Below are 20930 nucleotides of genomic sequence, written 5' to 3'. Positions count from 1 at the left end.
CTAGCGGCCGCGGCCGGTCAGGGACCAGCGGATGGCGTACGCCGCCAGGCCGGCGACCAGGACGGCGGCGCCGGACAGGGCGCTGGTGAGCGGCAGTGCGAGGGCCAGCAGCAGGCAGCCGATCAGGCCCACCGCGGGTACGACCGGCGCCGGGCGGCCCTCGGCCGGGGTGAGCGTCCAGGCGGAGGCGTTGGCGATGGCGTAGTAGACGAGCACGCCGAAGGAGGAGAAGCCGATGGCGCCGCGTACGTCGGTGGTCGCGGCCACGACGGCCACGACGGCGCCGACCGCGAGCTCGGCCCGGTGCGGCACGCCGAACCGGGGGTGGACGGCGGACAGGGCCGAGGGCAGGTGGTGGTCGCGGGCCATCGCCAGGGTGGTCCGGGAGACGCCGAGGATCAGGGCGAGCAGCGAGCCGAGCGCGGCGACCGCCGCCCCAGTACGGACCACGGGCGCGAGCCCGCTCACGCCCGCGGCCTTGACCGCGTCCGACAGCGGGGCGCCGGCGTGCGCCAGCCGGCCCGGGCCCAATACGGTCAGCACGGCGACGGCCACCGCCACGTACACCACCAGCGTGATGCCCAGCGCGACCGGGATGGCGCGCGGGATGGTGCGCCGCGGGTCGCGGACCTCCTCGCCGAGCGTGGCGATCCGGGCGTACCCGGCGAAGGCGAAGAACAGCAGCCCGGCCGCCTCCAGCACCCCGCGCAGAGTGACGTCCGAGCCCACGTCCAGCCGTGAGGTGTCCGCCGCGCCGGAGGACAGGCAGGCCACCACCACGGCGACGAGCACGGCCAGTACGACAGCGACGATCGCCCGGGTGAGCCAGGCCGCCTTCTGCACGCCGGTGTAGTTCACGGCGGTCAGCGCCACGACGGCGGCGACCGCGACGGCATGCTGCTGCCCTGGCCAGACATAACTGCCGACGGTCAGCGCCATCGCCGCGCAGGAGGCGGTCTTGCCCACCACGAACGCCCAGCCGGCCAGGTAGCCCCACAGGTCGCCCAGCCGCTCCCTGCCGTAGACGTACGTGCCGCCGGACTGCGGATAGCGGGCGGCCAGCCGGGCCGAGGAGGTCGCGTTGCAGTACGCCACCACCGCCGCGACCGCGAGGGCCGGCAGCAGCGCGGACCCGGCAGCGCGGGCGGCCGGCGCGAGCGCCGCGAACACGCCCGCGCCGATCATCGAGCCCAGGCCGATCACCACGGCGTCGCCCACACCCAGCCGCCGCACCAATGCCTGCGGTGCGGGCGCACCGGGTGAAGACGTACTCATCGCTGACACTCCGCGGTTCGGGCACGGTGGACGGATCTCGGTATCGGCGAACGATATACGAGCGGGTCGGCTCCGTGGACACCCATATCGGGCGCCCGGCCTGCGCAGTTGCCCGCCGACTCGGCGTCGGTCGGCCGCCGGGGGGCAGGGCCCGGGTGACGCGAGACAGCCAACGTGGAAGGCCGTCCTCCTCGAGGGGTGGACCTCGCGCAGGGTCCGGCCCGGCGGCGGCTCGCACATGTCGTGCACGGTGGTCGTCGCCCGGCGCTCGACGTCCTGCTCGCGGGCGGCCCGGCGGAGCCTGTCCGGCCCGGTCGCGCTGAAGCCGGTGGCGTGGACGGCAAAACCTCACGGCACCGTATCGACGCCGACCGCCCCGCTTCCGCGCCCCGCCGACGACTACCCGGCCGTGTGCTCCGCGCCCGGGGGCCGGTGTCCGCGGCGGGCGATCCCGACCGCGAGCGGGCCCGCGGCGAGGACCAGGGCGAGGGCGGCGTAGCCGTAGGTGAGGGTGGCGGCCGCGGCCACGGCGCCGACGAGCAGGGGGCCGCCGGCGTCGCCGAGTTCCCGGCCGAGTTCGGCGGCGCCCATGGTCTGGCCGAGGCGTCCCTCGGGCGCGGAGCCGGCCAGGGCAGCGAAGCCGAGCGGGGTGATCAGGCCGGTGCCCGTGCCGGTCAGGGCCGCGCCGATCAGCACTCCGGCCAGGCCCGGGAGCATCGCGCAGGCCAGGCCGGCGGCGGCGAGCAGCAGTCCGGCGGCGAGTCCGGTCCGTACGGTGATCCGCCCGGTGTCCAGGGCGCGTCCGGCCCGCGGCTGCGTCACCGCGGCGCAGGCGGCGAGGACCGACACGGCGGTGCCGGTCGCGACGGTGCCCAGCCCCGCCGCCCTCCCGGAGACCGGCAGGAAGCCGACGCCCGCGGAGAGCGCGGCCGTGGCCCCGGCGAGCGCCGCGGTGGGGGTGAGGAAGCGCGGATCGGCGAGCCGGCGGGCGAGGTCGACGACGGTCTGCCGGGCCCGGGGCAGCGGCGGCACCGCGGGTACGGCGAGCGCCGCCCAGGCCGCCACCACTGCGGCGAGCACGGCCATCACCGTGAACAGCAGCCGCAGGCCGCCGCCCCACACCAGGACGCCGCCGAGCAGGGGGCCGAGGGTGTAGCCGATGGACTTGTAGAAGCCGTAGCTGCCGAAGGCGCGGCCGCGCTTGGCGGCCGGGTTGAGCCGGGCCACCAGCGCGGACGCCGAGGGGGAGAACGCGGAGGCGGCGGCGCCCTGGCCCAGGCGCGCCGCCCACAGCCAGCCGGAACTGCCGGCGAGCGCGTACACCGCCGAGGCGGCGGCGAACGCGACGAGCCCGCCGAGCAGCACCGGCCGGGCGCCTATCCGGTCGGCCAGCGACCCGAACACCGGCTTGAGCAGCACTTCGGCGCCGTCGTAGAGGGCCAGCAGGGCGCCGAGGGTGAGCAGCGAGGTCACCGCGTCGGGGGTCGCGCTGCCGAGGCTGGCGGCCACGCCGTGGGCGCCGAAGGCGGTGGTGAATCCGGCGGCGTACAGGGGCCACATCCGGCGCCGGAGGGCGCGGGTGGGCCGCGGTTCACCGGTGGCCGCGGTGGGCGACTCCTGCGGCCGCGGGCCCGGCGTGCCCGCGGCGCCCCGCGCCCCTGTCGTACGGTCGCCGCTCACGGCTGCTCCGGTCCGGCTGCATGCAGCGCGGCGAAGACCCGCTCCGCGTAGTCCTCGCAGGCCTGCGCGCACTCCTTGAGGCGGGTGCCCGCCGTGGCGCGTTCGGGCGAGCCGAAGACGTCCCGTGCGGTCAGGTCCCGGTGCCAGCGGCGCAGCCGCTCCAGGCTCTGTTCCTCCTCCTCCAGCTCGGCCAGCGTGAACTTGGCCTGCCGGATCTCCTTGGCGAGCTCGGCCTCGAACTTGCCGCAGTCGGCGAGGAATTCGGCCCAGTCCGCGCGCCGGGCGGCGGTGAACATCGCCTCGAACCGCTCGGCGTCGGCCTGCTCGCGCCCCTGCGCCGCAAGCGTCACGGCCTCGCCCTGCGCGCGTTCCGTCAGCTCCAGCGCTCGGCGGACGCCCTCGGCGAAGACCGGCACGTCGGGCACCGCCCACACCCCCTGCCCGAGGGAGAGCGCGCCCACCCTGCGCAGCTCGCGCCAGACCGCCACCCGGTGCCGGGACGGCTCCGGGGGCAGTTTGACCAGCAGGACCAGCCAGCGGACGGATTCGGTTGCCACAGTTCCGAATGTAGCAGCTGTTACATCCAGCAGAGAGACCGGCAGGAGAGCGACAGGAGACAGCCCGGGGACGACGCGGGGACAACGCGGGGGCCGGGGCGCCTCACAAGGCGGTGGGCAACCGGACCCGTACCGGTTCGGTGCCGGACACGGAGTGGCGGGCCGCCCAGCCGTCGAGAGCGGTGCGGCAGGCGTGGTCGAGGTGGCGCAACCCGGTCAGGTCGAGCTCGATGGGCCGGTCCCTGGGCAGGCTTTCGAGCTGCTCGAGGATGCGGGGCAGCCGCAGGAAGGTCGCGTTGCCGGTGACGGTGGCCAGCAGACGCCCGCCGGTGAGGGTGTGGACCTCGATGTGCAGGCGCGAGGTGTCCCAGGCGGTCTTCACCACCGACAGCAGCAGGCCGAACAGGACGCCTTCGAAGAGGTTCGTCACCAGGACGCAGGTCGCCGTGGCGGCCAGCACCAGCGCCTCGCCGCGGTGCTCGCGCCACAGCGGCGCCAGGTCCTTGACCGGGATCAGCTTGCCGCCGGCGTGCACCAGGACGCCGGCCAGGGCGGTGAGCGGGATGACCGACAGCACGCCCGGCAGCAGCGCGGCGAAGAGCAGCAGCCATACGCCGTGCAGCACGCGGGAGGCGGAGGTACGGGCGCCCGCCTGGACGTTGGCGGCGCTGCGGACGATGACGGCGGTGAGCGGGAGGGCGCCGAGCGCGCCGCTGACGGTGTTGCCGACGCCTTGGGCGAGCAGTTCCTTGTCGTAGTCGGTCCGCGGCCCGTCGTGCATCCGGTCCACGGCGGCCGCGCTGAACAGGCTCTCCGCGGAGGCGATCAGGGCGAAGGCGAGGACGGTGCCGACCGCGGCGAGGCCGCCGAGCGCGCCGAAGGCCGCGGTGCCGGGGACGTCCACGGCGTCCAGCAGCCCGCTGACCCGCACCTTGGCCACGTTCAGGTCGCCTACGGCCACCACGGCCGTGCTCAGCGCCACTGCCGCCAGCGGCGCCGGCACCACCCGGAAGCGACCGGGCAGCCTGGGCCACAGCACGAGGACGGCGATGGTGCCGGCCCCGACCAGGAAGGCGGTGAGCGGGGCGCCGCCGGAGGCCACCGAGCGGGCCAGCGAGGGGAGTTCGGCGATCTTGCGCACGCCCCCGGACGGCTGGGCGGTGTCGGCGAGCGCGTACACCTGGCCGAGGACGATGACCAGGCCGATGCCGGCGAGCATGCCCTGGACGACGGCGAGGGAGATGGCCCGGAACCAGCGGCCCAGGTGCAGCAGGCCGAGCCCGATCTGGAGCAGGCCGGCCAGCACGGTGACCGCGCCGAGCGCGGCCAGTCCGTAGGTGTCGACCGCTTCGTGGACGAGGACGGTCAGTCCGGCCGCCGGGCCGCTGACCTGAAGGCTGCTGCCGGGGAGGACTCCGACCACGAGGCCGCCGACGATGCCGGTGACCAGGCCGAGTTCGGCCGGCACACCGGAGGCGACGGCGATGCCCACGCACAGCGGCAGGGCGACCAGGAAGACGACGAAGGAGGCGAGCACATCGGCGCGCAAGGTGACGGGGAGGGCGGGGCCGCGGTTTCCGGGGGCGGATCGTGACGATCGCACAGGGCGCATGCGGGGATTCCTTGCGCTCGGAAGGTCGGACACGGACGGGCGCGCGGTCTGCGCACACTCCCGCACTTTGCCGGATCATTACCTTCCGGTGAAAGATCAAAAAATAGCCAAGGTGTCGTAAAGTATTCGCAAATTTCGAACACAAGGGTCCTGCGCTCCGGGCGCGCCGTCCCGACGTGCCCCCTTCGCTTCCGACCGCCCCCGTACCCCTCGTACCCCTGGTGCCCCTCAGGCGTCCGGGGGCGTGCCGGCGCTGGAGGAGACCGCGAGGGTGGAGGTCGAGCCGTCCGGGGCGAACTCCACTATGGGGATGGCCTTGTTGCGCGGAGCGCCGGGGTTCGCGGAGTTGTCGAGGAAGATCGTGCCGCTGGCCCCGGGCACGGCCTTGGCGCCGTAGAGCAGGGACTGCATCTGGATGACGGCGTCGCCGGTCATGCGTGAGCCGCCGGCCGCGGCGGCGGTGATGGCGGCGCGCGCGGTGTTCATGGCGTCGTAGCCCATGATCGCCTGGCCGTCGTCGAGCAGCTCGCCGGGGAAGTCGGCGAGGAATTCGCCGCCCTTCTGGAAGGGCGCGATGGCACTGCGCTGGAACGCCTGCGGGCGCACGCTCCAGGCGCCGGGGTGGGCGAGGCCGGTGAAGACCAGCTCGATCCGCCCGAACCTCAGCGCCTTCTTGACCTGGTCGGCGTTCGGGGACTGGGCGACCTGGGAGATGTCGTCGCCGGAGACGACCCGCACGGTGGTCTGGTCGCAGATGCGGGAGGACAGCGGGGTGAGCAGGGAGGCCAGGTCCACGCCGCGGCCGGCGTAGTAGATGACGTCGGGATGCTCCAGGCACAAGGTGGCCATCTGCTGGCCGAAGTACGTGGCCACCGCGCTCTTGGCCGAGTCGTAGGTCATGATCGGGCCCGCCAGCAGGCTCTTGGGATAGGCGGACAGGAAGTGGTCGGCGAGCGTCTTGGTGTAGAGGTCGTCGGCCCGGGTGTCCTCGATCACCAGCACCCGGGGCTTCTTCCGGTCGTGCAGCAGGTACTTCGCGGCGGCGGCCGCCTCGTCGGAGTTGGGCGGGGCGACCCGGACCAGCCCGGCGATCCCCGCCAGGTCGTCGGCGGTGAGCACCGAACCGAAGGCGGCGATGTGCAGGGTGCCGGTGAGCCGCTGGATGGTGGCCCGGGTGGCGCTGGTGCTGGTGCCCAGGCCCACGGCGGCCACGATCCGGTCCTCGTCCCGGTGGGCGGCCAGCTGGGCGAGCGTGAAGTCCCGCTGGGCCTGGTCGTCGCCGGTGTGGGCGAGGAAGAGCCGGATGTGCACGGTGGAGCCGCGGTTCGCCAACTGCTGGGCGACGTAGGCCCCTTCCAGCTCGTGCCGGATGGTGTCCTGGCTGTAGGTGTTGCCGGACCCGCCGGCGACCATCGACATCAGGTAGACCACGCCGACCCAGGGGGTGCCGTTCGGCGCGGCAGCCTGCTGGGCGACCCTGTCGTTCTCCTTGTGGATGCGCGCGAAAACGCCGTCGAGGTCGTGGGTGAAGGGGTACGAGCCGTCGGTCAGGCCGACGCAGGCCCGGCCGGTGCCTTCCTTGGCCACGCCGTCGGCGCACCGGTCGCCGGCCGGCCGGGTCAGCCAGTACACGCCGGAGCCGATCAGCAGCAGGGCGGCCACCAGCGCGGTGATCCCGCGCCAGCCGCGCCACCAGCGGCGCGGCGGGTCCCAGGTGCCCGACGGGGTGGGGACGTGCGACGTCATCGCGGTACCTCCAGCTCCTCGGCGGCGCCCGCGGCGCCGGCGGCGCTCACGACAGGCGGGCCTCGTAGCGGGCGGCCTCGGACCGCAGTACGGCGCCGTTGGCGTCCGCGTGCAGGGCCAGATCCCGGAAGGAGGCGCTGATGGTGAAGTTGAGTTCCGGCTGCGCGCTCGGCAGCCGGTTGCGCGGGTCGACCGCCAGCCACAGGGCGGTCACCAGCAGCGTCAGGGCGCGGTTGTGCCGGAAGCCGTCCGGGGCGAGCTCGGCTGCGAGCCGGTCGGCGCGGCCGGCGGCCGTCATGGTCAGGTCCACCGGGTCGCGCATCGGGGCGGCCGTGATCGCGTACAGCTCGTACAGCCACGCCGTGGTGGGCAGGGTGCGCAGCGAGGCGTCGAGGTGGGCGACGACCTCCTCGACGCGGCCGAGGGCGAGCCGATGGTAGTGGGTGTCCAGGTCGTCGCCGTCGCGTGCCGCGTGCCAGTCGTGCAGCCGCTGGTGGGCGGTGTCCCAGTCGGGGTACGGGTCGCCGGGGCCGCGGCCGGCCAGCTCCCGCAGCAGCAGTTGCCACAGCCAGGGCTGGAGGACGGACGAGTGCGGCAGCGGATGCGGGTGGGCGTTCAAGCCGGAGGTGGGCAGGTAGGCCGAGCCGCGGCCGCCGCGGGTGCCGGCGTCCTCCGACAACGGCGGTACCAGGCACAGGCGTTCTGCGGTCTCCTCCAGCAGGGTCTCCCGGACCCGGTCCGGGAAGCCCTCCAGCAGGGCCGAGTTGACGGCCGAGTCCATGTCGCGGGAGGCGGCGCAGGTGACCAGGCCCTGCACCAGCTCGGGCGGCATGCTCTGGAAGAGGTAGCGCAGCGCTTCCTGGCGCAGCGTCAGCCGGTCGGCGGGGGTCCGGTCCCGGTCGCGGTCCACCGGCCCGGAGTCCAGGATGCCGCGCAGCGCGGTGTCCGCGTCCGGCCGGTCGATCATCCGGGCCACGGCCTGCTGCATCCGCACCACGCTCCACGGGTGCCCGTAGGTCAGCCGGTGGACCAGCGGGGTGGCTTCCGGCAGTCGCGGCGCGATCGCCCGCCCGAGCTGGGTGATCTGACTTGCCGTCAGGTCGGGCAGCTGGACGGAGTACCACCACCAGGACGAGTCCGCGGGCGACTGCGGTACGCCGGCCCGCCAGTCGGAGTAACCGGCCTGCGCGGTGGTGCGGATCCGCAGTCCGGCCGGGCCCGGGTCGAAGGGGCCGGGCACCGCGCGGGCGGTCGAGGCGCTGGCCACCACCAGCAGCGGATCGGGGTCGCCGCCCTCGGTGAGCGCCAGGGACTCGCGCAGCTTGAGCAGCAGCCGCAGGAAGCGGGTGCCGCCGCCGTGGTCGATGTTGTCCAGCACGACCAGGCAGTTGCGGTCCCTGCTGCCGCGCGGCCGGCTGTCGTAGGCGGCGCGCAGGTCGGACAGGAACGCCTCGCACAGCAGCTCGTCCACCCAGTCCCGGTCGGCGCTGTCGTCGCTCGCGCTGCGCCGGTTGAGCTCGGCCAGCGTGTCCAGCGGCTCGCGTCCGCTGAGCCGCCCGTACCACTCCAGGCCGGGTTTGGAGACGGCGCCGATCACCCGCGGGCCCAGCCCGCGCAGCAGCAGACCGGCCAGCAGGCCGATGCCGGGCAGCGGGACGATGTTGAAGTCGTTGAGCAGGCCCACCCCTTCCGACAGGGCGTCCAGCGCCCGGCCCGCCTCGAGTCGACGCGCGTCACGCGTGGCCTTGGTGAGCTGGCGGCGGGCGTGCTCGGGGTTGCCGGTGTCCAGGCTCAGCCCGGGGTCGACGGCGACCAGCCCATGGGCCAGCCGCGGGAAGTGCAGCGGCGGCTGGTGCGGCGACTTCACCGACAGCCGGAAGGCGAGCCGCGCGGCCACCTCGTACGGGCGCAGGGTGTACGAGGCGAAGTCGAACCCGGCCACCGGCGCGGTGGAGGCGCGGTGCGCCAGGTACTCCAGCACGCTGGTCTTCCCGCTGCCGTGCCGCCCCAGCAGCACCACGACGGGCAGCTCCCGCCCCGGCCGGCGGCCCGGGCCGCCCCGCGGACGTTCCCAGCAGTCGTGCACCAGGTCCTCGATGGCCTGGATGCCCAGTGGTCGTAACGGTGCGCCAGGCATAGTGCTGATCCCCCCTCAGCGCCGTGTACGCAGGGACATATGGTGCCATGAACCCCTGCCCGGCGCACCGGTGCGACTCCCGGCAGACGGCGGGCGCGGGCGGCAAGCGGGCGGCGTCTTCGGCTCCGGCGGGATCCTTGCGTGCCGTGGCCGCGTCACGGCCCAGGTCCGTGCCCCTTCCGGGACAGCCGGGACAGCCGGGACAACCGGGGCCTGCGAAGGGCACCGCGACGGCCCGGCCGCCTCAGTCGCCCGCCACCGCGCCCCGGCTCACCGGGGGCCCGGACGTCCGGTCCACCACGGCGGGGCGACGCAACTGAGCGCCTCGACCAGGTCGTCGCGGCCGGGTCCGCCGTCGCGCAGCCAGGCGCGCAGCGCCCCGGCCAGACCGTGAGCGAGGAACCGGGCCACGATCCGGCGGTCGATCCCGTCGGGCGGGGCGTGGCCCGAGGTCCGCATGAAGTCCAGGGCGTACTCGATGAAGTGCTCGGTCAGCGCCTCGAAGACCCCGTGGTCGCCCGCGTCGTCCTCAGGGGCGCCGGCGTAGACCGCGCGGAAGCGCTCGACGTGGTCGACGACGGCCGCGTTCGCCAGCCGGAGTGCGTCCTGCGCGCAAGCCCCCGCCGCCCGCCGCCGCACGTCCGCCTCCCACCCGACCCGCAGGTCCCGGCGCAGCGCCCGGGTGAGGGCGTCCAGCACAGTGGCGTAGCGGTTGTAGAAGGTGGCGCGGCTGACGCCGGCCGCCGCGGCGAGTTCCGAGACGCTGATCCGGGAGACGGGCCGGGTGGCGGCGAGCGCGAGTACGGCCTCCTCCACCGCGCGCTCGGTCCGGACGATCCTCGGGTCCACCATGCGGGCCCTCCCTCTCCTCGCGTCCTTCGCCTCACGGCGACCGAGCAACCCGGCGACCGGGTGGTGCCCCGCAGCACGGAGGCGGGTGCACCGCGACCACCTGCTGCTACGACTATCATCCTAGACATCTGTCAAATAAATCGACCGCTGCGGACCGGGCCCCCGGCCCACACCCCCGAAGGAGACACCATGGCCACCCACGCCGCCGTATCGGAGCAGGAAGCGGCCGACCGGCTCGCCCTGCGCGAACTGGTCGACGCCTACGCGCACTGCGCGGACCGCCGGGACGCCGCCGGCCAGATGGCGCTCTTCACGCAGGACACGCGCTTCGCCGTCCACATGGACAGCCGCTCCCCCGAGCCGACCCAGGACCTGCGCGGCCGGGACTCGTTGGCCCCGGTGTTCGACGCCCTCAACGCCTACGAGGCGACGACCCACTTCAACGGCCAGTCCACGGTCGTCCTGGACGGCGACACCGCCACCGGGGAGACCTACTGCCTGGCCCACCACGTCCGGACCGAGGACGGCCTGCGCACCTTGATGATCGCCGCCATCCGCTACCTCGACACCTTCGCCAGGCAGGACGACGGCCGCTGGCTCTTCGCCGAGCGCCGGCTGCTGGTCGACTGGACCGAGACCCGCCCCTCGAACCCCTGACGCCGCCCGGCGGCGCCGCAGGATCCGGGGCGGCGCCTCACCCGCCCCGGTCTCGGAGTTGGTGCATCGTGTTGATGTCCGCGCACACACAAGTGACGGGCGATGCGCCCCACAGGATCGGCTCTCACCACACAACTTCCTGGTAGCCACCGGCGTGAGCGCCCACAAATCACCACCGGCGACGCCTGCTCGTGCGTTTTATCTTGACGGTTCTCGTTGGTACGTGTTGGCTCTCGGGCGGAATCCGCTCGTGTGAGTGCGAGCCGCGCCCTGGGAGGACCAATGGAGCTCAGCAGGAGACGATTCGCCGTCCTCGGTACGGGAGTTGCCGCGGGGACGGCCCTGGGCCCGGGGCAGGTCCCCGGCACGGCGGCCGCCGAGGAGCCCGCGGCGGCCCCCGCGGTGACGCCGGCCGGGACCGGCGCCGGTACCGCCCACAGCGTCACCTTCGACCCCTACTCCCTGATCGTGGACGGCGCGCGGCTGCCCGTGTGGTCCGGCGAGTTCCACCCCTTCCGGCTGCCGAGCCCGTCCCTGTGGCGCGACGTGCTGCAGAAGTTCAAGGCGAGCGGCTACAGCGCGGTCTCCATCTACGTGGCGTGGAATTACCACTCGCCGGCGCCCGGCGTGTACGACTTCACCGGCGTCCGCGACCTGGGCGCGATGCTCGACATGGCCGCCGAGACCGGCCTGTTCGTGATCGTGCGGCCCGGCCCGTACATCAACGCCGAGGTGGACGCGGGCGGTTACCCCGGCTGGCTGACCGCCACCGCTGGCCGGGCCCGCACCGACGACCCGACCTACCTCGGCCACGTCGACGAGTGGCTGACCGCGGTGGACGCGGTGGTCGCACCGCGCCAATACACCAACGGCGGCGGCACCGTACTGCTGTACCAGCTGGAGAACGAGTACGCCTCGCACATCACCGACGGCACCGGCGCCCGCTACATGGCGCACCTGTACGGCAAGGTCCGCGCCGACGGCATCGAGGTGCCGCTGTTCCACAACGACAAGGGCCGCAACGGCTACTGGGTGCCCGGCAGCTTCAGCACCGGCGGCGAGACCGGCCGTTACCTCTACGCCTTCGACGGGTACCCCTCGCCGACCGGGACCCCTGTGGACTGGGGCTACTTCGGTCCCGGCGGCACCAAGGGCGGCAGCACCGCCAGCCCGGGCACTCCCGGCTTCCTGGCGGAGTTCGGCGGCGGCTGGTTCGACTGCTGGGGCGGCGCGGAGTTCAACGGCCAGGGCTACGCCGGCGCCCGCTCCAGCCGTGACGCCGTCTACGAGCGCCGCGCGTACCTGACCAACCTGGCCAACGGCATCAAGCTGCAGAACGTCTACATGACCTTCGGCGGCACCTCCTGGGGCTGGCTGCCCGCCCCGGTCGTCTACACCTCTTACGACTACGGCGCCGCCATCGACGAGGCCCGCAACCTCACCTCGAAGATCACGCCGATGAAGCAGATCGGCCACATGCTCACCGCCGTGCCCGACCTCGGCCGGCTCGACCGGGCGGCCGACGTCACCGCCGCCGATCCCAGCGTCAAGGTCTACCACCTGGTCAACTCCGAGACCTCGGCGCACGCCTACCTGATCCGCAACGACACCGGCACCGAGCGCTCCACCACCCTCCCGCTGACCACCGCCGACGGCGGCTCGGTCACCGTCGCGGTGCGTGCCGTGGCCCGGGACGCCAAGGTCCTGCTCACCGGGATCGCCGCGGGCTCGCGCACGCTGCGCTGGACCACCGCGCAGCCGATGACACAGGACACCATCGGCCGCCAGGACGTCGCCGTGCTCGTCGGGCGCCCCGGCGACCCGGTGGACCTGGCCCTGGAGTGCGCAGCGGAGCCGCGGACCACCGTGCTGGACGGCGCGGCCGTCGCCTCGTACGACGCAGGCGCCGGGCTGCTGCGGATCACCGCCACCCTGTCCGGGCTGACCCGGCTGCTGATCAGCGGCGGCGGCACCGACACGCCGCTGCTCCTGCTGCTCGCCGACGACACGGCCAGCGCGCAGCTGTGGCGGTACGACACGCCGTCCGGGCCGGTGCTGGTGCGCGGCCCCGCGCTGGTGCGCACCGCACAGGCGGCCGGGGCGACGCTCCACCTGACCGGGGACACCACCGCGGACAGCGACCTGGAGGTGTGGGCGCCGCGCGGTATCGACACCGTCTTCTGGAACCGGTCCAAGGTGGCGGTCACCGGCACCTCCTCCGGGAGCCTGGCCGCCCGCGACAAGCTGGCCGGCCCGCCGCAGATCACGCTTCCCGCGCTCACCGGGTGGCGCCGCGCCGCGGAGAACCCGGAGTCCGCGCCGGACTTCGACGACTCCGCCTGGACGGTCGCGGACAAGGCGACCTCGTTCAGCACCACCAAGGTCCCGGCCGGCGGCCCGGTGCTGTTCGCCGACGACTACGGCTTCCACTACGGCGACGTGTGGTACCGGGCGACCTGGACCGGCCCGGTGGACGCGGCGAACATCGCCCTGGCCTACCAGACCGGCACGCAGGGCGCGCTGATGGCCTGGCTGGACGGTGCCCCGCTGGGCACCCACCGGATGCCGGTGCCCACCTCGTCCCAGGCCACCACGGGCACCTGGGCCGCGACGGCGACCTTCGCGCTGCCCGCGGCCGCCGCGGGCGACGGCACGCACGTGCTGGCCGTACTGGTCCGGCGGATGGCGCACGAGGAGGACGGCGGCGGCAGCGACTCGCACAAGTCGGCGCGCGGCCTGGTCTCGGCGGCCTTCACGCCGGCCGGCGCCACCGCGGCGCCCGCCCCGACCTGGCGGCTGCAGGGCGCGGCCGCCACGATGGACCCGGCCCGCGGCCCAATGAACACCGGCGGCCTGTACGGGGAGCGCAACGGCTGGCACCTGCCCGCTCTGGACGACAGCGCCTGGCAGCCGGTCGTGTTCCCGTACACCGACACCCGGCAGGGCGTGGCCTGGTACCGCACCTCGTTCCGGCTCACGATCCCGCACGACGTGGACGCCTCGCTGGGTCTGACCCTGACCGACGACCCGGCCCGCGCCTACCGCGCGCAGATCTTCCTCAACGGCTGGAACATCGGTCAGTACATCAACGACGTCGGCCCGCAGCACACCTTCGTCCTGCCGGCCGGTCTGCTCGACCCGCACGGCCGCAACACCCTGGCCCTGGCCGTCCTGACCGACGGCACCGATCCGGCGGGCCCGGGCACCGTGACGCTGACCGCCATGGGCACCGCCGCCGGCGGCACCCAGGTCGACCTGGTGCCCACGTACGACACCGTGTGACGCGGTGTCGCGTCCCTGTGCGCGGTGCGGCCGGCCCCGACCGGCCGCACCGCCCGGGCGGGCCGCATCGTGGGGGTGCGGCCTGCCCGGTGGCGGGCGACGGACCGGTCAGCCGGTGGCGGGCGGTCGGCGGAAGGCGGTCAGCGTTCGGCCGGCGACCAGAACTCCCACGCCCGGTCCAGCCGTTCGTACGCCTCGTCGAACCAGCCGTCGGCCAGCGGGACGGTCACGGTGACGGAGGTCAGGGACATCGAGGTGTCCCGGATCGTGACCTGGGCCCGTTCCTCGGCGGCGTCGCGCTCGATGAACATCTCGGCGCCCCGCTTGCCCTCGCGCCACTCCACGTCCTGCCCGGCGTCGAGCGCGTCCAGGGCCTCCTGCCACTGCTCCAGTTCGTCCGGGTGGACCCAGGTCCGGAAGCTGCCGCGCACGAACGGCGTCTCGACCAGGAACTCCCCGGCCAGCACGTCGGCCGCGGCCTCGTCGTGCAGCTTCTCCCTCCCGGTGAGCCGGAGAATGACGCTGTTGCCCTCGCCCTCCAGGCGAATCAGTTCGATCGGCTGCTCAGCCACCTGCACCCCTCCCGCGTTCGGCGCGTGAGGTCGCACACTAGCCGTTGCCGGCGACAGGCACGCCACCAGCCGGGGTTCCGGCGCGTTCACGCAACGACACCGCCCGGCCCCGGGGCTCGCCGTCGGGTCGCGGGTTCTCAGGCCAGGGCGCGGCCCGCGACCGACAGGCAGAACAGGCGCAGGCTGTCCTCGGACCCGTTCTCGTACCGCTTGACCGCCTTGCCGAGCGGGTTCCACAGCCGCCCGTCGGGGGTCCGTACGCCGAGCGACTGGCCGAACAGCTCGCGCTCGCCGTCGTCGAAGGCCACCCAGTGCGCGCCCGCCACCCGGACCAGCACTTCGCCGGTGTACGCGCCGAAGCCGATCAGCGTCCGGGTCAGCCGCGGCGCCGGGCGTTCGGCGTGGCGCATCCCCTCGATGACCCGGTCCACGAAGGCCAGGCTCCCCGGTGAGTAGTCCAGCCGGATCCCGGCGCCCTGCCGCACCATGACCACCGTGTCCGCCGCGAGCCGCGGCCCGAGCACGGTCGCCGAGGGCGCCTCGCCCCCCTCGCGCTCCCCCATTTCGTCCCTCCGCTGTTCGTCCCTTCTCCACCGTGTCCCGCACGGTCGAGCCCCCGATCAGGGGAGCGCAGGGCCCCGGGAAACCGTTACGCCGCCGCCTGCCGACTCACGCCGCCCGCACCCGCCGTCGCGGGCGGGACGCGGGCAGGACGCGGACGGGACGCGGACGGGACGCGGGCATATGCGGGACGGCCGGGACCCGCGCCCGCTACCGTGGGAGATCGGCGGACGTCCGGTCCGGAGCCCGGGCGCGACTGGAGGATCCCGGTGGGCGAGGGCATCGACAGGGACGGCGGGCGGCTGCCCCGCCTGCGGCTGGACGAGTTGCTGGACGAGCTCCAGGTGCGCATCGACGCGGTGCGCGGCACGCAGAACCGGGTGCACAGCCTGCTGGAGGCCGTGCTCTCGGTCGGCCGCGAGCTGGATCTGCCGCAGGTGCTGCGGCAGATCGTGGAGTCCGCGGTGGAGCTCGTCGACGCCGAGTACGGGGCGCTGGGGGTGATCGAGGGCACGCGCCTGTCGGAGTTCCTGACCGTGGGCGTCACCGAGGAGCAGGCACGGGCCATCGGTCCGCTGCCGTCCGGCCACGGCATCCTGGGCGAGCTGATCCGGCACCCGGAGCCGCTGCGGCTGCGGGAGATCTCCGACCACCCGGCCTCGTACGGCTTCCCGCCGAACCACCCGCCGATGCACAGCTTCCTCGGGGTGCCGATCCGGGTCCGCGAGGAGGTGTTCGGCAACCTCTACATGGCGCAGAAGCGCGGCGGCAGCGAGTTCGACGCCGAGGACGAGACGGTGCTCGGCACCCTCGCGGTGGCGGCGGGCGTCGCGATCGAGAACGCCCGGCTGTACAAGGCCGCCCGGGACCGGCAGCGCTGGATGGAGGCGAACGCCGAGGTCGTGGCCCATCTGCTGTCGGGCGCGGCGGAGACCGACGTACTGCACGGCATCGTCCGGCACGCCCGGAGCATCGCCGGGGCCGATCTGGGGGCGCTGGCGCTGCTGGTGGAGGACAGCACCGACCTGCGGGTGATGATCGCGATGGGCACCGACGCACAGGCGCACCAAGGGCTGCGGCTGCCGCGCGAGGGGTCGTTCATGGGCGCGGCGATGACCGCGGGCGAGCCGATCACCACCGCGGAGGTGCAGAAGGACCCGCGGGTGACGGCCGGGCCGCCGCGGTTCGCCGGTCTCGGGCCGGCGCTGGCTGTGCCGATGACGACGGACGAGGGCGGGCGCGGCGCGCTACTGCTGGCCCGGGAGGAGGGGGCGCCGCCGTTCTCCGCGGCCGAGGCCGCTCCCCTGCTGGCCTTCGCCGGCCAGGCGGCGCTGGCGATGGAGCTGGCCGAGCGGCGCCGGTCCGCCGAACAGCTCACCCTGCTGGAGGACCGCGACCGCATCGCCCGTGACCTGCACGACCTGGCCATCCAGCGGCTCTTCGCAACCGGCATGACGCTCCAGAGCGCGCTGCGTTTCGTGGACCACCCGCAGGCGAGCGAGCGGCTGATGCGGGCCGTGGACGACCTGGACGAAACCATCAAGATCATCCGGTCCACGATCTTCGGTCTGCGCGCCAAGGAGGCCGAGCGGCGGCCCCAGGGGCTGCGCTCGCGGGCCTCGGCGAGCGTGGAGCAGGCCGCGCGGACCCTGGGGTTCACCCCGGCCCTGCACATGGAGGGGCTGCTGGACACCGAGGTGCCGCAGCCGGTCGTGGAGGACGTCGTGGCGGTCCTGGCCGAGGCGCTGTCGAACATCGCCCGGCACGCCGGGGCCACCGCCGCCGAGGTCGCGCTGGTCGTCACCGGCCCGACCCTCACCGTCACGGTCACGGACAACGGCGTCGGCCTGCCGGCCGGCGGCCGCCGCAGCGGCCTGCGCAATCTCGCCGAGCGCGCGGAACGCCTCGGCGGGACCTTCGAGACCGGACCGGGCCTGGGCACCGGCGCGGGCCCCGGCACCCGGGTGCGCTGGCAGGTGCCGCTGGCGCCGATGGCGGCGGACTGAGCGCGGGCCCGCGGGACCGGCTGGGACATCCCCGGCTCGGATCCTCTCCGGCTCGGACGTCGCCGGCTCGGACGTCGCCGGCTCAGACGTTTGTGCGACCCAGGACCTCGCGGGCCGGGCGGCGCGGGGTGGGCGGGCCGTCGGGGCCGTAGCCGAGCCGGACGAGCATCTGGACGTGTTCGGGGCCGCCGCGCGGGTCGCGCAGGGCCCAGCGCAGGTCGGGCCATTCGGTGGCCTGGCTGAGCAGAGAAGCCCGTACCTTGTGCGCGGTGGCGGTCAGCAGCACGTGCTCCAGGGCCAGCCCGGTGCGCAGCCAGTCGGCGCGGGTGTCGTGCGCGGTGCTCAGCACGCCGATGACCGGGCGCGCCTCGAAGGGGGCCGCCTCCGGGACGGGCCGGGGCGCGGCGAAATCCCGTACCGGTATGCGGCCGGTGGCGTCGCGCGGGCCGAGGGCAGCGGCGGGGATGCCGTCGGACGCGGCGGCGTCGCGGAGCCAGGCCCGGATCTCGGCCCTGCGGCCGGGGTCGGCGGCCGACAGGTGCTCGGCCTCCGCGGTCAGCCGCAGGATCCGCGCGGTCTCGGCCGGCCCGGGCAGGCTCAGCCGCGCCCCTTCGACCGTCGCGGCCTCGACGAGTTCGGTCCGCACGTCGGCGGGCACGGGGTCGGCGGAGAACGGGAAGCGGCTGCTGTGCCGGCGCCACACGGTGTCGTACAGGTCGGGGCGGCGCAGCGACCGGTCCCGGCGCGGGCCGGCCGGCCGTACGGTGGCCAGCAGCGCCGGTCGCGCGGGCCGGGGCAGCAGCCGGACCAGCGGCTCCCAGCCGAAGTGGGCGACGGCCACCCGCAGGTTGAACACGGCCGCGCCGACCGAGACGTGCAGGGCGCGCCCGGCGGGGTCGGTGTGCGGCAGGGCGCGGTCGGCCGCCGCCCACACCTCGATGGTGGCGGTGTCCGGGTCGAGCCGGTAGCGCCAGGGCTGGGTGTTGTGGATGGAGGGCGCGGCCACGGCCGCCGAGATCAGCTTTTCCAGCGTCGTCGCGTCCAGTTCTGCGGTGGTCATGGCCGTCTCCCCTGGTTCGTCGTGGTCCCAGGGTCACCGGGCGGGCCGGCCGCCGGGAGGGGCCGACGGGCACCGGGAGGGGGCCGACCGGCCCTGATCCATGTCCTGATGCGTGGCCTCATCTCGGGGCCTCATCCCGGGGCCCGGTCCTCATCCGTGGCCTGATCCGTGGCCGCATCCCGTGTCCTGTCCCGCCGGGCCGTGTGCTCCCCCGGCGGCCCGGGACGCGCCCCGGCGGGTCACCTGGAGTCGTGCTCGGCTCCGGGGGTGCCCTGGGTGGCGATGACCGCGGCCTGGACGCGGCGTTCGACGCCGAGCTTGGCCAGCAGCCGGGAGACGTTGTTCTTCACCGTCTTCTCCGACAGGTACAGCCGCTGGCCGATCTGCCGGTTCGTCAGCCCTTCGCCGATCAGGCCCAGGATCTCCCGCTCGCGCGGCGAGAGGGCGGCCAGCGCCTGCTGCTCCGGTTCGGCGGGCGCGGCGTCGTCGCGCAGGCTGCTCATCAGCCGGGCGGTGGTGGCCGGGTCCAGCATCGACTGCCCGGCGGCGACGGTACGGACCGCCGAGACCAGGTCGGAGCCCTTGATCTGCTTGAGCACATAGCCCGCGGCACCGGCCATGATCGCGTCCAGCAGAGCGTCGTCGTCGTCGAAGGAGGTGAGCATCAGGCAGGCCAGGCCCGGCATACGGGAGCGCAGCTCGCGGCACACCGTGATCCCGTCGCTGTCCGGCAGGCGCACGTCCAGCACGGCCACGTCCGGCCGCAGGGCCGGCCCGCGGGCCAGGGCGTGGGCCGCGGTCCCGGCCTCGCCGACCACCTCGATGTCCGGCTCGCCGTCGAGCAGGTCGTGCACGCCCCGCCGGACCACCTCGTGGTCGTCGAGCAGGAACACCCGGATCGGGGACTGCGGGGAGAACTGCCGTGACTCGCTCATCTCGGACCTTCGCCTCGTGGAGGGCCGGCCGCCGCCGGCCGCCCGGTTCTTCCGATCATCGGTGCCGGGGACCGCCCGGCACTAGGGCCGAACGGACCTCCCGGCCGCCGGACCGGGCCGTTCGGCCCTTGTGACCGTCGGCCCCAACGGTGAGACCGTAGGAGTGAGGGGACCGGCCGTACCGGAAGGGACCGGGTGATCCCGGTGACGAGGACGAGCGTGCGGTTCTGGCGCTGGCGGCGCAACCCCCTGAAGCGGGGCAGTGATCGCGCCGAGGCGTGGGCCGTTCTGACCGCCGGACTGCTGCTGGTGGCCGGCGCGCCCGCCGCGGGCGCCGCCACCGCGCTGAACACCATGGCCTCGGCCCCCGAACCACCGCCCGGCTGGCACCGCACCACCGCGGTCCTCACCCACCGGGCGCCGCCGCCGACCGTGACGGGCACGCTGAACACCGGCTCGGCCCCGGTGCAGGCCACCGTGCGCTGGAGCGGCCCCGACGGCGCCCAGCACACCGGCCAGGCTCCGGCCCGCCCGGCCGCGCCGGCCGGCAGCACCACCACGATCTGGCTCGACGCCTCCGGCCATCTGCGCCCCGCCCCGGTCGACGCGTCCGTCGTCCAGGCCCGCGCCTTCGCGTACGGCACGGCCGCCTTCACCGGTACGGCACTGGTCTCCGGCGGCGGCCTGTCCCTGGTGCGGCACGCCCTCGCCCGCCAGCGGGCCGCGGCCCTGGACCACGAGTGGGCCCGGTTCGGGCCGGGGACGTCGGCGCAGTGGTGAGGGGTTCAGCGGTGGTGAGGGGCGTACGGCCCTGATCCTCGGCGCTGTCGTGCGCGACGGCGAATGGCGACAAAGCGACACGTTCTCCGATATCGCGCATCGGAAGGGGATGCGGTCATGAGCAAGCCGCTGGTCGTGGGCGTGGACGGCTCGGAGCGGAGTCTGCGGGCGCTGGACTGGGCGGCAGCGGAGGCGTCCGCCCGCGGGGTGCCGCTGCGGATCGTGTACGGCTCGCTGTGGGACCACTACACGCACGTGACGCCCGGGTCCGGTACGGACGGCCCGGACGGCCTGGTACCGGCGGAGCAGGTGGTGGGCGCGGCGGCCCGGCACGTCGCCGACGTCGCCCGCGACGTGCCGGTCAGCACCGACGTGCCGGCCGAGGATCCGGCCGCCGCCCTGATCCGGGAGGGCCGGGACGCCTTCGCGGTCGTGGTCGGCGACCGCGGCCGCGGCGAACTCGCCGGCCTGCTGCTCGGCTCCACCGGGCTCGTCGTCGCGGGGCGGGCCGAATGCCCGGTGGTGGTCGTCCGCGGCCCGGAGAACCGGCCCTCGGTCGCCCGGGTCGTCCTGGGCGTCGAGAACGCGGGCGGGTCGGCCGCGGCGACCGGATTCGCCCTCGGCGAGGCCGCGGCCCACGACGCCGAACTCGTCGCCCTGCACGCCTGGCGCCGCCCGGGCGCCGACCCGCCCGGTGCCCTCTACGCCGCGGGCGGCGGCGCCGCTCCCGAAGTCCGCGCCGCGACCCGCGAGTTGGAGGAAGCGCTCGCCGCCCCCGCCCAGGATTACCCGAACGTCACCGTCCGCACCCAGGTCCCCGAGGGCCGGCCCCGTACCGCCCTCCTGTCGGCCGCCCGCCCCGGCGATCTCCTCGTCGCAGGAGCCCGCCGCCGCCACGGCACCGTCGGCCTCCAACTGGGCCCGGTCAACCACGCCCTCCTCCACCACGCGCCGTGCCCGGTGGCGATAGTGCCCCAGGAGAGCTGAGCTTGTTTTTCCACCGGTTCGTTCAAGTTCGGGGCGAACTGCGAAGCCGCGACTGGGTCCAGCCGAGAATCTGCTTGAGCATACGGACGGCGCCCTCGATGATCGGCAGCGGTCCGTCGTGGCACAGCACCGCGCCCATCACCATCTGACCGCCACCAGGCCGAGCTTGAAGAATAAGCTCAGTCATTTCCCGACTTCGGGGGTTGGTTCTGACATGGTCTCGTGGGCTGC

17 protein-coding genes are annotated in these 20930 nt (G+C 74.5%); 5 read left to right on the top strand and 12 right to left on the bottom strand.

Annotated elements, in window-relative coordinates; translation table 11 throughout:
* The 7 genes from ITX44_RS07080 to ITX44_RS07050 all read right to left on the bottom strand — a co-directional run bounded on the left by ITX44_RS07080 (position 1) and on the right by ITX44_RS07050 (position 9859).
* Positions 1-1275 (bottom strand): APC family permease, encoded by a 1275-nt coding sequence (locus ITX44_RS07080; protein WP_205356159.1) that lies wholly within the window; start codon positions 1273-1275, stop codon positions 1-3.
* Between the two features lie 399 nt (positions 1276-1674).
* Positions 1675-2835 (bottom strand): MFS transporter, encoded by a 1161-nt coding sequence (locus ITX44_RS07075; protein ID WP_205356315.1) that lies wholly within the window; start codon positions 2833-2835, stop codon positions 1675-1677.
* A gap of 116 nt (positions 2836-2951) precedes the next feature.
* Positions 2952-3512, bottom strand: a complete 561-nt coding sequence (locus tag ITX44_RS07070) for a Chromate resistance protein ChrB (RefSeq protein WP_205356158.1) — start codon at positions 3510-3512, stop codon at positions 2952-2954.
* Between the two features lie 103 nt (positions 3513-3615).
* Positions 3616-5124: a SulP family inorganic anion transporter gene (locus tag ITX44_RS07065; protein ID WP_205356157.1), complete on the bottom strand. Its 1509-nt coding sequence runs from the start codon at positions 5122-5124 to the stop codon at positions 3616-3618.
* Positions 5125-5352: 228 nt separating this feature from the next.
* The gene (locus tag ITX44_RS07060; RefSeq protein WP_205356156.1) at positions 5353-6870 is read right to left on the bottom strand and encodes an ABC transporter substrate-binding protein; all 1518 of its coding nucleotides are present in this window, start codon (positions 6868-6870) and stop codon (positions 5353-5355) included.
* A gap of 46 nt (positions 6871-6916) precedes the next feature.
* Positions 6917-9007 (bottom strand): hypothetical protein, encoded by a 2091-nt coding sequence (locus tag ITX44_RS07055; RefSeq protein WP_205356155.1) that lies wholly within the window; start codon positions 9005-9007, stop codon positions 6917-6919.
* A 270-nt stretch (positions 9008-9277) separates the two neighbouring features.
* A complete protein-coding gene (locus tag ITX44_RS07050) occupies positions 9278-9859 on the bottom strand; it encodes a TetR/AcrR family transcriptional regulator (protein ID WP_205356154.1) in 582 nt (193 codons plus the stop codon).
* A gap of 189 nt (positions 9860-10048) precedes the next feature.
* On the opposite strand from ITX44_RS07050, the gene ITX44_RS07045 reads away from it, so the two are divergent.
* Together ITX44_RS07045 and ITX44_RS07040 are read left to right on the top strand one after the other, a co-directional pair.
* Positions 10049-10516 (top strand): nuclear transport factor 2 family protein, encoded by a 468-nt coding sequence (locus tag ITX44_RS07045; protein WP_205356153.1) that lies wholly within the window; start codon positions 10049-10051, stop codon positions 10514-10516.
* A gap of 282 nt (positions 10517-10798) precedes the next feature.
* A complete protein-coding gene (locus ITX44_RS07040) occupies positions 10799-13798 on the top strand; it encodes a glycoside hydrolase family 35 protein (protein WP_205356152.1) in 3000 nt (999 codons plus the stop codon).
* A 140-nt stretch (positions 13799-13938) separates the two neighbouring features.
* On the opposite strand, the gene ITX44_RS07035 is transcribed toward ITX44_RS07040, so the two are convergent.
* Both ITX44_RS07035 and ITX44_RS07030 read right to left on the bottom strand, forming a co-directional pair.
* Positions 13939-14370: a DUF5959 family protein gene (locus tag ITX44_RS07035; protein WP_205356151.1), complete on the bottom strand. Its 432-nt coding sequence runs from the start codon at positions 14368-14370 to the stop codon at positions 13939-13941.
* 137 nt (positions 14371-14507) lie between these two features.
* Complete coding sequence (locus ITX44_RS07030) at positions 14508-14933, bottom strand: hypothetical protein (protein ID WP_205356150.1); 426 nt, start codon at positions 14931-14933, stop codon at positions 14508-14510.
* A gap of 267 nt (positions 14934-15200) precedes the next feature.
* Here ITX44_RS07030 and ITX44_RS07025 point away from each other — a divergent pair, with 267 nt between their 5' ends.
* Complete coding sequence (locus ITX44_RS07025; RefSeq protein WP_307795134.1) at positions 15201-16937, top strand: sensor histidine kinase; 1737 nt, start codon at positions 15201-15203, stop codon at positions 16935-16937.
* Between the two features lie 82 nt (positions 16938-17019).
* On the opposite strand, the gene ITX44_RS07020 is transcribed toward ITX44_RS07025, so the two are convergent.
* Positions 17020-17997: an Acg family FMN-binding oxidoreductase gene (locus tag ITX44_RS07020; RefSeq protein WP_205356149.1), complete on the bottom strand. Its 978-nt coding sequence runs from the start codon at positions 17995-17997 to the stop codon at positions 17020-17022.
* 239 nt (positions 17998-18236) lie between these two features.
* Positions 18237-18932 carry a response regulator gene (locus ITX44_RS07015; RefSeq protein WP_205356148.1) on the bottom strand — a complete coding sequence of 232 codons (696 nt, stop codon included), beginning with the start codon at positions 18930-18932 and terminating at the stop codon, positions 18237-18239.
* A gap of 204 nt (positions 18933-19136) precedes the next feature.
* Here ITX44_RS07015 and ITX44_RS07010 point away from each other — a divergent pair, with 204 nt between their 5' ends.
* The gene (locus ITX44_RS07010) at positions 19137-19712 is read left to right on the top strand and encodes an Rv1733c family protein (RefSeq protein ID WP_205356147.1); all 576 of its coding nucleotides are present in this window, start codon (positions 19137-19139) and stop codon (positions 19710-19712) included.
* Between the two features lie 117 nt (positions 19713-19829).
* Positions 19830-20699, top strand: coding sequence for a universal stress protein (locus ITX44_RS07005; RefSeq protein WP_205356146.1), 870 nt, complete (start codon positions 19830-19832; stop codon positions 20697-20699).
* Positions 20700-20721: 22 nt separating this feature from the next.
* On the opposite strand, the gene ITX44_RS07000 is transcribed toward ITX44_RS07005, so the two are convergent.
* A complete protein-coding gene (locus ITX44_RS07000; RefSeq protein WP_205356145.1) occupies positions 20722-20886 on the bottom strand; it encodes a hypothetical protein in 165 nt (54 codons plus the stop codon).
* Between the last annotated feature and the right edge of the window lie 44 nt (positions 20887-20930).

Source organism: Actinacidiphila acididurans (assembly GCF_016918855.1).
Lineage (GTDB): Bacteria > Actinomycetota > Actinomycetes > Streptomycetales > Streptomycetaceae > Actinacidiphila > Actinacidiphila acididurans.
The sequence above is the reverse complement of the archived record's forward strand: the minus strand, read 5'-3'. Positions and strand labels throughout refer to the sequence as shown.